The organism is Streptomyces sp. MUSC 14 (assembly GCF_001866675.1).
GTDB lineage: Bacteria > Actinomycetota > Actinomycetes > Streptomycetales > Streptomycetaceae > Streptomyces.
Genome location: NZ_MLYN01000047.1, coordinates 96,391 through 108,242 on the forward strand (window position 1 = coordinate 96,391; position 11,852 = coordinate 108,242).

The window sequence follows — 11,852 nt, forward strand, 5'->3', positions numbered from 1 at the left end:
ATGCGCCATCTTCGTCAGTCGATGCCTTTGCGAGGCGGTCAGCGATATCGGGCAGGCGGAGGCGACAGGCAAGGCAGGCATGCCGGGCGATCAGCAGAAGTGGCTCTCCTGGAGGAGGGAAGGGCGTTGGAGCCGAAAGACCTTGCCCAGGTTTCCTCGTCCTGACCGCGTACATCCAGCAGTTCGGTGCGTACGTCACGCACGGGCTGGGCATCCGGCCCGATGCTTACGACCCGAAGTCGGACGTCGGCTTCACCCGCTCGGGGACGACGCGCCAGGCAGCGACACGTACCGGCGAGCCGCCTGACGAGGCGGCTCGCCATGGGTTCAGCGGGAGTCCGTGAGGTCGCAGCGGGCACGTACCGACGGGTTCGCCGCTGCCGGTTTCGGCACGAAAATGCAGGCGAGTGCGGAGCCGATGATCCCGGCCGCCGCGGCGGCGATCAGGACCCGGTTCAGGGCCTCGGCCAGAGCGACGCCGCTTTGCTGAAACAGTACGCCGAAGACCGCGACCCCCAGGGTTTGCCCCAGTTGCCGGAAGGTGGTCATGGCTCCGGCGGCCATGCCTCCCCGCTCCGGCGGAAGCGCGGCGAAGACCGCGGCTCCCATCGCCGGGCCCGTCAACCCCACGCCGACACCGGTCACGGCCAGCCCTACCACAAGGGAGCCGGCGGACGAGCCCGCGTCCAGCCCACTCTGCAGGGCACAACCGATCCCGCTCAGCAGCAGGCCGGTGGCGAGGATGAGGCGCGGAGACTTCCCGTGCAGCCTGCGCCCACTGATCAGTGAGGTGGCAAAGGAGGCCAGCGCGAGGGGCATGAGCGCGAGCCCGGCGCGTACCGGTCCCAGGCCGAGCCCCGACTGCAGCCACACCGAGGTGTACACGAGCGCCGCGAAGGCGGCCTGGAGGCGACCACGCACATCATCACGGCCGAGAAGGACGCCCGGGCGAACAGCCGTACGTCCAGCAGCGGCGCGGGGCTGCGCAGTTCGACGCGAGCGAAGACGACAAGGGCGAGTGCGGCGAGCGCCAGCAGGCTCAGCACCGCGGGCGAGGTCCAGCCCTCTTCGCCGGCCAGCGTCACGACGTAGGTCAGCGAGCCCGCGCACAGGGCAAAGGTGCTCATGCCACAAGCTCCCCGGAACCAGCCGCATCACCGCCGTCTCCGCCCACCTCCTGCTCGGCAACTACGCCCTGCCCAACAACTGGGCCGGGCCCGCCCGTCTCACCCCCGGCCAGGCCGCGCTGCTCACCCCGCCGCCCGCCGAAGCCACCGCCGTCACCCTGGAACCCGCGGACCGCCCGCTCTTTGAACTCCTGTCGCAAGACGGACGGGCGAGCCACACCGAACTCGAGGCCGCGACCGGTTGGTCCGAATCGACCGTGCGACGCCGACTCACCGTCCTGCGCCAGTCCGGGGTGCTCACCTTCCTCGTCGACATCCCGCCGGCCGCCCTCGGTTTCCGTGCCGAAGCCCGCCTGTGGGCAGCCGTGCGCCCCTCCCAGCTCACCGCCGTGGCCTCCGCGATAGCTGACCATCCCGAAGTCCCGCTCGTGGCCCACACCACGGGAACCACCAACCTGCTCGCGGCCGTCAACTGCAGGGACTCCCTTGACCTGGCACGGTACTTGACCGCGCGGATCGCGTCGCTGGACGCCAGCTCACGAGGAGTCTTGCCCGCCGGACCGGCTGACGTCGACGTCCTCGCCCACGAGATCGTTTGGTACCGCGATGCGCGTTCGCAGAAATGAGCACAGTTGCGGTTGCGGCAGCCGACAGGCCGGGTGCCCCCACCTCGCTGCCTCCGAGATCTGGCCAGACTCCACCGCGTACGACACGGGGCCCGACGTCAACCGGTAAGTGTCAGTCTCCTGCGGCGGCGCCGTCCCTGCGGGGGTCGGCGGCCGCCAGGAGTGCGCCGCCAGGGGTGATCTCGATCAGGGCGGCTCCGCTGCGCAGCGGTACCGCCGTTGCGCAGGGGTGGCCCAAGGCGCGGAGTCCCGGCAGGAAGCGCTCGGCTCCGGTGCCCTGTTCCACGTCGGAGCGGACGTCGCGCAGGCCGTTGCAGTGGTCCGTGGTGGTCTGGCCGCTGACATGGCCGTGTGCGAGGGCTGTGCGCGGGTCGAGGTGGTGGATGAGGGTGTCGAGGATCTGGTGGGCCACGTAGTCGGGGATGGGGCCGCCGCCTGCCGAGCCGGCCACCAGGCGTGGCCTGCCCTGTGGGGTGAAGGCCAGGGTGGGGGCCATCGAGGTGGTGGGGCGTTTGTGCGGCTCCATGAGGTTGTGGCCGCCCGTGCCCGGGGGTGCGAAGTTGGTGAGGGCGTTGTTGAGGACCATGCCGCGGACGAGGAGTCCGGAGCCGAAGTTCTGGTTCACCGTGGTGGTCATGGACAGGGCGTTGCCGTATCCGTCCACGATGCTCACGTGGCTGGTGGCGTCGTTGCTGACGGTGCCGGGGGCTGTGGCGGTGCACCGTCCGGGGCGTACGCCGTGGACGGCGGTGGTCGGGGAGATCAGTGCGGCCCGCCGGTCGAGGTAGGCAGGTGACAGGAGCCCGGCCACGGGGATGTCACCGAAGTCCGGGTCTCCTGCGCACGCCCGTGCGTCCACGCCTGCCAGCCGTCCGGATTCGATCAGCAGATGAGCGTGACCGAGCGAGCCGGGCGCCCGTGCGGCAATACCCTCGCGGCCGGCCAGTGCCAGGATGCCGAGGACGTCGATGCCGCCGAAGGCCGGCGGCGGGGCCGTGCACACTCGGTAGCCCAGGGCCTGGCGGCACAGGGGAGTCCGCTCGCGGGCCCGGTAGTCCGCCATGTCCCGCACCGTCATGAGTGAAGGGATCACCGCAGGCCCCCGGCTGTCGGTACCGGGCTTGAGGGTGCCGCGCGCGGCACCCGCCACCAGGGCAGGTGCGATCCCGCCGTGTGGTGCGTAGAAGGCGTCGGCTCCACCGGCTGCGACCTCGTGCAGGACCCGGGCAAGCTCAGGGTTGGCGAGCCTGGCTCCGGCCGGCACGGGCCGCCCGCCGGGGCAGTACAGGGCCCGCACGTCGGCGTATGCACAGCCCTCCCCCGCCATGTCGTGGAGGTAGCGGCCTGCCGGAAAGCCGCGGGCAGCCAGCCGCCCGCCCGCGTCGAAGAGAGAACCCCAGGGCCTGCGGCCGAACCGGTGATGGAGCAGGCCGAGAACCCTCACCGTGCCGGGAACCCCGACCGCGCGCCCGGTGTGCTCGACACCGGAATCAAAAGCCCGGATGCCCAGGCGCTGTTCGTGCGCGGTGGGCAGGTGCAGTCCCCTGGTGGTCAGGGCAGGCGCCTGAGCGAGCCCCTCGAAGAAACGGACACGACGGCGCCCGCCGTCCCAGTAGAGGATCTGGGTGCCCCCGCCCAGGCCGGACGACTGCGGCTCGACCACCGCCAGCACCGCCTGCACGGCCACCGCCGCATCCGCCGCGGTACCCCCGCGCCACAGCACCTCACAGCCCGCAGAGACCGCCAGCGGGCTGGCCGCCGCAACCATGAACCGCCTCCCCCGTAGCGAACCGGCAGCAGAACGGCCGGCAGTCGGCACGCACACACCGTGCCGCACGACCCCGACGGGAAACCCCGTCCCGCGCCCACCGGGCCAGACACCCGGCGCGAGAAGCAAGAGCGAGCAGAGAAAGGGTACGAGGACGTTCGACACGCAACGGCGAAACAACACACAGCCTCCGGAGCACAGCCCACCGACACCCCGCAACACCCACACCCCGCCACCCGCTACCCGCCGCACGGCGAAGACATCCAGCAGCACAGCCGCAAGGCAAACACACCAACACAAGCAGCACGGACAAGACCCGCCGGAACACCCACACCTACGCACTCATCAGCAACCCCTTTGTCGAGGAGCGGCGCGACGGCTCCGGGCACCCTGGCTCGGGTGCCATGGAGCCCCCTTCCGGGCCGGGAGTCAGGCGGAGCGTTCCGTGGCCGAGTGGCGTTCGAGGGAGGTGCGGTAGCAGGGGTGACCCGGGTTGTGCCGAGGAACGCGGCCAGGCGGGCGGTCTCCATCTCGATGGCTGTACGGGCCTCACAGAAGATGGTGGGCTCGGTGTCGCCGTTGCGGTCGAACAGAGTCGCGGTGTGGTCGGGGTCGAGGTACCAGTCGCGGTGCCGCCGGCCCATGGCGGCGGGATCGAGACCGGGCAGCAGCGCAGCCGACGGCTCGGGCGCGACCGGGGCGGCCCGGGTCGTGTCGAGGTCTTCGGGCAGGTGGTAGCAGGAGGTTGCCGGCGCCTTCGTCGAGTTCGGCGGCCTGGGCGCCGGTGGCGGCCAGGGCCGTGCGGGTGTCGGTGGGCCTCCAGCCGGTCCACCACCTCGCGTCATCCACGGTGACCGGGCCGAATGCTTTGAGGTAGTGGCGGGCCGGGCTGGTCTTCGCGTCCGCGACAGCGATGCGGGTGAGGGGCCGGGCGGAAGTCCAGCGGAACTGTGCCCAGGGCCTGGAGCAGGCAGGTCGGGAGCCGCGGATACGGGTCCTCCGCCCCCAGCACGACCAGGACGTGGGAGCTGGCGCGTTGCCGTGACTGGTGGAGCCTGCCGGACAAGACAGGGATCTGCTCGCGCAGATCGGGTATGTCGGCGGCGAGTTGGGCGGCGGTCACCTCCCCGCGGTCGGTCAGGGCATCGAGGTCGGCCTGTTTCGTCGGCCGTGTGACGGCGTTCGTCCCAGCCGAGGGCATCGCGCAACGCGGTCCGGGCGTCGGTGCGGTGGCGCCCGGTGTTCGTGGCGGCGGTGGCTGACAAGATCGCCCGGGCGAGCGACCGGGGTACGACGAGCATGGTGGAGCGCATGCACCGTATGCGCTCCGGCTCTGGCCTGCCGCCCGCATGGGGCCGGCCGGAGTGTCGTGGAGCGCGGCATCGATGGCTTGGGGGGCGTGCATGCGGGCGGCCGCGGCGACGGAGACGGTCGCCGAGCCGGTGGCATGCAGGCCAGCCAGGGGCTCGGCCGTCACTCGGGGGCTGCGGACGCTGCAAAGAGGTGGCGGCGGGTGAGGCGGGCCCGGCGCTGGTCGGCCGTGATGCGGGGCAGGGTCGTCATGGGTGCGTACGGGTCAGTGGGCAGGGTGGCTGGGGAGGAGCCGGCCGGAGGGATCCAGCAGGACGGTCCAGTGCTTGCCGCCGGGCTGGGTGGCCGGGTTCGGTGGCGTCCAGTTCCAGGAGTCGCAGCTCCGCCGCTGGCACGTCGTCGATCGCGAGGTTCCTGTGGAAGGGCAGTTCCTCCCCCGGCCACGTGCGGGGTGTGAATTGGCGTGGCAGACGACTTCCCGGCGATCGGGCCGGAGTTCCCGTTCGTCATGAGGGTGTCCCTTGTTCCGTCCCGTCCGTCTTCTCGGTCATCGGGGTGCGGGTCAGCGCACGACTCTGATGCCGAAGTGGCCGCCGAACTGCTGGCCCAGGCCGAAGCCGATGGCGGAGTGCATGTGGGCGTACATCTCCATGCCGCGGGCGCACACCAGCGGGCCCAGGTCGAGCACGTCGCTCCAGCCGTAGGACGTCAGCAGGTCGGTGGTCTGCTGCTTGGCATCCATGTGGTCGCCGGCGACGAACATGGTGTGGTCACCATTGCCGACGGTCTTCGGGTTCACGACGGTGGTCTGCTCCTGGGTGACGAAAGACTTGACGACCTTCGTTTCGGGCAGGGCGCGCTGGATCTGCTCGGCGAGGCTGTCGGTGTCGCACGGGTCCAGCCTCGGCATGATCCCCCACGGCGTGGGCCAGGGATGCTCTGCGGTGTGCTGGTACACGAACGGCACGGCGTAGTCGATCAGCGTCTTGTCGGTCAGTTGGTCGGCGATGCGGGTCAGGGCGGCGACGGCGTTGTGCCCGTCGATGCCGCTGATCACCAGACGGCCGGAGGCCGCCGCCGCGTCACCGAAGGTGTGCAGCTCGATGCCGGGGTGATCTGCGAGGAACGGCTTGAACGGCGGGGTGCCCATCGTGTCCGGTTCCGTGCGGGCCAGGGTGGCCTGCGGGTCACGGGTGCCGACGTGGACCTCGTGACCGAGTCCGGCGAGGCGGGCGATGTGGGCGCGGGCACCGCCACCGGTACCGAGAACAGCGATCTTCATGGGAGAAATCTCCTCGTTCGCTCTGCGGGGACGCCGTTCACGGTAGGAGTCATTCGGGACAGGAGGTGTCGTTTGACACGCGCTTCATGGATTTCATGACGCGTGACATGCCCGCCCGCATGCTCCGGCTACTGTCCCTGCTCCAGACCCGGCGGGAATGGTCCGGCACCGGCCTCGCCGAACGCCCCGAAGTGACCGTCCGCACCGTCCGCCGCGACATCGACCGCCTCCGCGCGATCGGCTACCCCGTCGACAGCGCCCGCGGACACACTGTCGGCTACCGCCTCGCCTCCGGCACTGATCTGTCGCCCCTCCCCCCTCGACGACGAAGCCGTTGCCAACACGGTCGCCCTGCGCACCACCACCGCCGGCGGAGCGGCGCGATGGCTGTACCGATGTTCCCCGAGGCCGGCTACGGAGGTGGGCGCCTCGTGCAGCCGCACGAGGCTGCCAGGGTGCTTCAGTTGAGTTGTGTCTCAGCGAAAAACGGCGATGTTGCGGGCGACCCAGCGGTTGAAGGTGCGTGGGGCGCGGCCGAGGACTCGTTGCACGTCCGGGCTGATCCGCAGTTCGGCCGGGGTCGGGGCGGAGATGATGTCCAGGGTGTCGTCGGCGAGTTCCACCGGCACGAGCTGGGTCATCATGGTCTTGGCCTCGTCGCGGGTGAGTTCGTGGAATCGCAGCGGCGAGCCGAGCGCGGAGGCGATCGTCTCCGCCTGCTGACGCGGCGTGATCACCTCTGGCCCGGTCAGCTCGTACACCCCGCCGGTATGCCGGTCGTCCAGCAGGCAGGCCGCCGCGACCTCGGCGATATCCGCCGGGTCGATGACCGGCACCCCCACATCGCCGAAGGGCGCGGCGACCGTCCCTCGCGTACGGACGGACTCCGCCCAGGCCAGGGCGTTGGAGGCGAAGCCGCCCGGGCGCAGGACGACCCAGTCCAGGCCGGACTCCCGCAACGCGTCCTCCACCGCGCGCATCGCGACCCGCGACGGGCCGAGCGGCCTGGTCGCCACGCCCTGTGAAGACAGCAGGACGACCCGGCGGACCCCTCTGGCCGCGGCCAGGCCGATGATGTCGGCCGGCCTGGCGTCGGGGGCGTGCAGGTCGCCGGACAGCAGGAGGAACAGCGCCTTCGCTCCGGCCAACGCGGGTGTGAGGCTTGCCAGTTCGGCCAGGTCGGCCGCCACATGCCGGACTCCGTCCGGCATCGCCACCGCGTGCCGCGACACCGCCGTCACCTGCTCGCCCGCCTCGGTCAGGGCCTGCGTCAAGGGTCGGCCTACATTCCCGGTAGCCCCGGTCACCACGATCATGTTCAGCTCCTGGTCCGTTGTGCACTGCGGTAACTGACGCTAGGAGTCGGGCTTACTTTTCGTAAGAACATACCCGGAGGTAAGCTCCGGACATGAGGGAAGGCGCGCAGCTGACGCAGACCGAGGCGGGCCATCGGTATGAGGTGTTTCACACCGACTGCCCCGCGCGAGACGTGGTCGACCACGTGACCAGCAGGTGGGGTGTCTGGGTGCTGATCTCCTTGCGGAGCAACGACCTCCGGTTCCACGAACTGCGCGACAGCATCCAGGGCATCAGCGAGAAGATGCTCGCCCAGACCCTGCGCGCGCTGGTCCAGGACGGTCTGATCTGGCGGAAGGTGGAGCCGACGACGCCGCCCCAAGTCACCTACGGGCTGTCTGAGTTCGGCCAGGACGTCAGCGAGCCGCTGACGGACTTGTTCAATCGGATCACACAACGGCTACCTGCCGCGCAGCCCGGGACAGTGCGGTAACGGTCGGCCTCGACCGCGAATCCAGCGTGACCTGGGGAGGGTTTCGACAGTGGATCATGCTAGTGCGCCTCGATGACAGAGGCACAGAAGCGCCGCGACCTGGGCCGTCCTGAGAGCAACTCCGACGAGAAATCGACGCTGCTCGCGTTCTTGAACCACGTCCGCGAAGCAGTGGCCGCGAAAGTGCAGGGCTTTGATGTGCCGATGTCGAGCACTCGGACTTCGGCATGAATCTCTCCGTGTGCTCGGGCGGCAGGTGAAGCGGGCATCATGCGATCGATGCGGTGGGCGCTGGCGCACATGATCGAAGAGACGGCTCGCCATGCGGAGCCACGCCGACATCCTCCGTGAGCAGGCTGACGGTTCGATCGGCAGGTAACGCGCCGCTTCGCTCCACCTCAGGTGTTCCGCGAACGGTAGGCGCAACGGACTTCAGCGACTCGTTGATGGCCGCGAGAAGTACAGTCGCCGCATGGCGGACCGTGAGCTTGTCGAATGTCGTCGCAACGGCACGGTGCCTCTCAAAGGTTGATGCCGCATTCAACCGCGTGCCGCGCTCTGTCATCAACCGGATCGATTTCCGGTGACCGGCCACCGGAGGAACCCTGCTTCTTACGGTTGCGCGGTTGGTCGGCCTTGCTCGGAATGGTGCAGCGGACACCCCGGCGGCGCAGGTAGGCCCGGTCGCCAGCCTGCTGGCCGTCGAACAGACGGGCCGCGTAGGCGGGTGGCGGGGCGGTGGGGCCGAAGCGGGCGCGAGTCTCGGTGGCGAGGCCCGTGCTGGTGGCGGCCTGGCGGCGGACCTGCTCACGCACCCGTGGTTGCCAGCGGGTGTGTACGGCGTCGGCCAGGCGCTGGGTGAGGTCGGCGCCGGGCCGGCGGATCTGGTCCTTCACGTGGCGCTCGACGGTGCGCTTCGAGACGCCGGGCAATTCGGCTGCCGGTCGGTGCCCTTGAGCTGCGGTCCAGGCCGTCGGAGACAGTGCTGATGTCCGGGGCTTCCCTTTCAAGATACGGCGCGTGAACTCGTAAGATCCGACGGGGCGGGAGAAGAACTCCGGACCGGGCAGGCGCGCCGGGGGGTGACATCCCGGGTGCCCGCCACGCCGCCGAACTCGTCGAACGGGCTTGCTTCGCCCGGTTCCTCGCGACCACCAGTGGGGGCGATTCCGGAAAACGTAAAACAGCCCCATCAACCGCCGCCGACCACATCGTGCTCACCGGCGACGCCATGTCCGCATTTCCTCGCCGGTCGCCGGCGGGTTATGTGCGGAGGTAGGACGCGCCGTTGAGGTCGACGATGGTTCCCGAGGTCTAGGCTGCTGCGGGAGAGGCCAGGAAGTGGACCGTGGCAGCGATCTCAGCCGGGGTGCCGACTCTGCCGAACGGGCTTTCCCTCCGCAGCCGTTCGCCTTCTGATCCGGACAGCTGTGCCGCCTGCCGCTCGGTGGCCACGAACCCGGGCGCGACCGAGGTGACGGCGATGCCGTGCGGGGCAAGCGCCACGGACAACGACTGGCCAAGGGCGTGCAGTGCGGCTTTGGTCGCCCCGTAGGCCGGGACGTCCGGTTCTCCTCGGAACGCACCGCGTGATCCGATGTTCACTATCGCTCCGCCCGCGCCGCGGTCGATGAGGTGGCGGGCGACGGCCCAGCTCAGGTCGGCCGCGCCGAGCAGGTTGACCTGGACCATGCGGCGCCAGATCCGCTGCCAGTCAGCCAAAGGGGTCTCTGAGACCCGGTGCCGGGTGTCTTCCGTGGGCGCGACGGCCGCGTTGTTCACCAGCACATCCACAACGCCCAGCGCAGTCACCGCGTCGGCTACCAGCCGCTCAGCCGCGTCGGGCTCGCCCAGGTCTGCCTGGAGCAGGGTATGTCCTTCGCCCGGCAGCTGCCGCAGGGTCTCTTCGGCGTCCGAGCGGCGGCCGGCGTACTGAACCGCGACGCGGTCGCCGCCTTCGGCGAAGGCCAGCGCGACTGCCCGCCCGATGCCGCGCGAGCCACCCGTCACGAGTACGCCCCTCATCGGGCGAACACCATGGACTCGTCACGGAAGGACTTGAACTCCAGGGCGTTGCCGGCCGGGTCCCGGAAGAACATGGTCCACTGCTCACCGGGCTCGCCGGGGAAGCGGCGGTGCGGCTCGATGTCGAATTGCACCCCGGCGGCGCGCAGCCGCTCGGCGAACTCGTGGAAGCGCGGCTCGTCCAGCAGCAGGCCGAAGTGCGGGGCGGGCACCGTGTGTCTCTCGACCAGGCTGGTACCCGCCGGCCGCGGAGCGCTCGGCACCAGGTGGGTCACCAGCTGGTGCCCTTCGAGGTTCCAGTCCACCCAGTGATCGCTGCTGCGGCCCTCGGGCAGGCCAAGCACCCGGCCGTAGAAGTGGCGGGCGGCGGCCAGGTCGTCGACGGGTATGGCGAGGTGCATGGCGGGGCGGTGGGACATTGCGGGGCCTCTCCGGTGGGCTCGCTGACCGGAGCAGCGTGCTCCGACCAATGTCTCAATGTCAACATTAAAACATCAGCCGGAACGCGTGACGCCAGAGATGTCTCGATGTCAACATCAAGGCATGTCATCCGCACTACCGAAAGCGCCCCGCCGCGGGCTGGCCGACGCAGCCGCCGATCTCGTGCGAGCGGCCATCTTCTCCGGGCACTTCCCGCCCGGGGCCGCGCTGCGCGAGGTGGAACTGGCCGCACGCCTCGACGTGAGCCGGGGCTCGGTTCGCGAGGGTCTGGCGCAGCTGGAACGAGAAGGGCTGGTGCGCGGCGGCTGGCACCGGGGCACCACGGTCATCGACGTAACAGCAGAGGACGTGGAGGAGGTCTACACGCTGCGTGCCGCGCTGGACCGGCTGGCCGCCACCACCGCGCGGCGTACCGCCACACCGGAGCAGCTGTCCCGGCTGGACCAGCTGGTCGCCGACATGGCAGCCGAGATCGCCGGAACCGCCGACGCCCGCCGCCTGGTCGTGCTGGACATCGCCTTCCACGACCAGATCTACGCCGCTGCGGGGAACGGCAGGCTGACGACCGCCTGGCAGGCCATCCGCTCACAGCTGCACCTCTTCCAGCTGCGCCGCGCGGACGCAGGCTACGACCACTACCGCGCACGCGTGGTCGACGAGCACCGGGAACTGGCCGCGCTGCTGCGCTCCGGCGACCGCCGCACCCTGGCCCGCCTGGCCGAGGAGCACGTGGACTCCGCACGCCGCAGCCTGCTGGCCGGACTGTCGGACTGAACCGAGCCCGCACTCAGGGGGCGTGCCCCGGACCGGTGTGCCGTAGTACGGCGTTCGTCGCGGAGGGCGCCGGTGTACCGGCCGGCAGCAGGAGCCGCAGCACGGCCGGGCCACCGGGCGGCACGTGAGGAACAGCCCCGGTTCCGGTGGCCGCCCTGGCCGCACGCTGGGTCGTCCCCACCCGCCCGGCCCAGCCCGGCCCGAACCGTCTTCGTCTGGCCGGCGGAAGGCATACCTGCGTCCGGGCAAAAGTCGTGCCCGCCGTTTCAGGAAAAGCGACGGGCCAGACAGCCACAGTCATACGACACGAGCTGCTCACCACGCTGCACGAGGCGCTCGGCGCGGCTGCGCCCCACCCGCCGCAGGAGCTGGGCGCAAGCTGCCGGCACGAGTACCTCCTCGAAACCGGGGACATCCCTGTCACCATCGAACGGCCGCGCCGGCCAGCACCCTCGAACCGCCGCCGATTCGCTCTGCTCGCGATGCCCGACGCGGACGCGTATCACAACGCCGAACTTGATCCCGACCAGGCAGTCAAGGCCGCAGCGGCCTCCGTTGGTGTACACCGTGAGCGAACACGTCCTGACGCACTGCCGCGTCGAACCGGTCACCGACTACGACGGACGGAATGCACTGCCCCCAAGCCCCCCCCCACACAGCCCCGCCCCCACAGGCACCCACCGCCCACCCATACTGGTCAGAACTCAAC

General features: G+C 70.3%; 13 protein-coding genes and 2 pseudogenes. 6 read left to right on the plus strand and 9 right to left on the minus strand.

The annotated features are described in order from the left end of the window. Positions 1–327: 327 nt before the first annotated feature. Both BIV25_RS28975 and BIV25_RS53295 read right to left on the minus strand, forming a co-directional pair. Positions 328–885 carry an MFS transporter gene (locus BIV25_RS28975; RefSeq protein ID WP_256256169.1) on the minus strand — a complete coding sequence of 186 codons (558 nt, stop codon included), beginning with the start codon at positions 883–885 and terminating at the stop codon, positions 328–330. Further along, positions 783–1,127, minus strand: coding sequence for a hypothetical protein (locus tag BIV25_RS53295; RefSeq protein WP_256256174.1), 345 nt, complete (start codon positions 1,125–1,127; stop codon positions 783–785). The genes BIV25_RS28975 and BIV25_RS53295 overlap by 103 nt, the downstream gene beginning before the upstream one ends. Between BIV25_RS53295 and BIV25_RS53300 the strand changes: the two are divergent. Together BIV25_RS53300 and BIV25_RS53305 are read left to right on the plus strand one after the other, a co-directional pair. Next, a pseudogene (locus BIV25_RS53300) lies at positions 1,019–1,372 on the plus strand (hypothetical protein); the annotation flags it as partial. The gene BIV25_RS53295 and the pseudogene BIV25_RS53300 sit on opposite strands and share 109 nt — an antisense overlap. A gap of 12 nt (positions 1,373–1,384) precedes the next feature. Then, complete coding sequence (locus tag BIV25_RS53305; protein ID WP_256256172.1) at positions 1,385–1,753, plus strand: Lrp/AsnC family transcriptional regulator; 369 nt, start codon at positions 1,385–1,387, stop codon at positions 1,751–1,753. A 112-nt stretch (positions 1,754–1,865) separates the two neighbouring features. Here BIV25_RS53305 and BIV25_RS28985 read toward each other — a convergent pair whose 3' ends face one another. From BIV25_RS28985 to BIV25_RS28990, 3 genes are all read right to left on the minus strand, one after another. Then, positions 1,866–3,521, minus strand: coding sequence for a gamma-glutamyltransferase family protein (locus tag BIV25_RS28985; protein WP_071375391.1), 1,656 nt, complete (start codon positions 3,519–3,521; stop codon positions 1,866–1,868). Between the two features lie 549 nt (positions 3,522–4,070). Then, positions 4,071–4,610 (minus strand): DNA glycosylase AlkZ-like family protein, encoded by a 540-nt coding sequence (locus BIV25_RS54600; protein WP_371273076.1) that lies wholly within the window; start codon positions 4,608–4,610, stop codon positions 4,071–4,073. A gap of 784 nt (positions 4,611–5,394) precedes the next feature. Further along, a complete protein-coding gene (locus BIV25_RS28990; protein WP_071375392.1) occupies positions 5,395–6,114 on the minus strand; it encodes an NADPH-dependent F420 reductase in 720 nt (239 codons plus the stop codon). Positions 6,115–6,209: 95 nt separating this feature from the next. Here BIV25_RS28990 and BIV25_RS47825 point away from each other — a divergent pair. After that, a pseudogene (locus BIV25_RS47825) lies at positions 6,210–6,474 on the plus strand (helix-turn-helix transcriptional regulator); the annotation flags it as partial. A 116-nt stretch (positions 6,475–6,590) separates the two neighbouring features. Here the strand turns inward: BIV25_RS47825 and BIV25_RS29000 are convergent. Further along, positions 6,591–7,430 carry an SDR family oxidoreductase gene (locus BIV25_RS29000; RefSeq protein ID WP_071375394.1) on the minus strand — a complete coding sequence of 280 codons (840 nt, stop codon included), beginning with the start codon at positions 7,428–7,430 and terminating at the stop codon, positions 6,591–6,593. Positions 7,431–7,522: 92 nt separating this feature from the next. Here BIV25_RS29000 and BIV25_RS29005 point away from each other — a divergent pair, with 92 nt between their 5' ends. Beyond that, positions 7,523–7,903: a helix-turn-helix domain-containing protein gene (locus BIV25_RS29005; RefSeq protein ID WP_071375395.1), complete on the plus strand. Its 381-nt coding sequence runs from the start codon at positions 7,523–7,525 to the stop codon at positions 7,901–7,903. Positions 7,904–7,975: 72 nt separating this feature from the next. After that, positions 7,976–8,134, plus strand: a complete 159-nt coding sequence (locus BIV25_RS51430) for a hypothetical protein (RefSeq protein WP_177235452.1) — start codon at positions 7,976–7,978, stop codon at positions 8,132–8,134. A 290-nt stretch (positions 8,135–8,424) separates the two neighbouring features. Here the strand turns inward: BIV25_RS51430 and BIV25_RS51435 are convergent, their stop codons facing one another. The 3 genes from BIV25_RS51435 to BIV25_RS29020 form a co-directional block, all read right to left on the minus strand. Beyond that, complete coding sequence (locus tag BIV25_RS51435) at positions 8,425–8,799, minus strand: hypothetical protein (protein ID WP_177235453.1); 375 nt, start codon at positions 8,797–8,799, stop codon at positions 8,425–8,427. A gap of 418 nt (positions 8,800–9,217) precedes the next feature. Beyond that, positions 9,218–9,928: an SDR family NAD(P)-dependent oxidoreductase gene (locus BIV25_RS29015; protein WP_071375397.1), complete on the minus strand. Its 711-nt coding sequence runs from the start codon at positions 9,926–9,928 to the stop codon at positions 9,218–9,220. Beyond that, positions 9,925–10,347: a VOC family protein gene (locus BIV25_RS29020; RefSeq protein WP_071375398.1), complete on the minus strand. Its 423-nt coding sequence runs from the start codon at positions 10,345–10,347 to the stop codon at positions 9,925–9,927. The genes BIV25_RS29015 and BIV25_RS29020 overlap by 4 nt, the downstream gene beginning before the upstream one ends. Before the next feature lie 124 nt (positions 10,348–10,471). Here BIV25_RS29020 and BIV25_RS29025 point away from each other — a divergent pair, with 124 nt between their 5' ends. Next, entirely contained in the window at positions 10,472–11,143 is a 672-nt protein-coding gene (locus BIV25_RS29025; protein ID WP_071375399.1) for a GntR family transcriptional regulator, read from the plus strand. Positions 11,144–11,852: the final 709 nt, after the last annotated feature.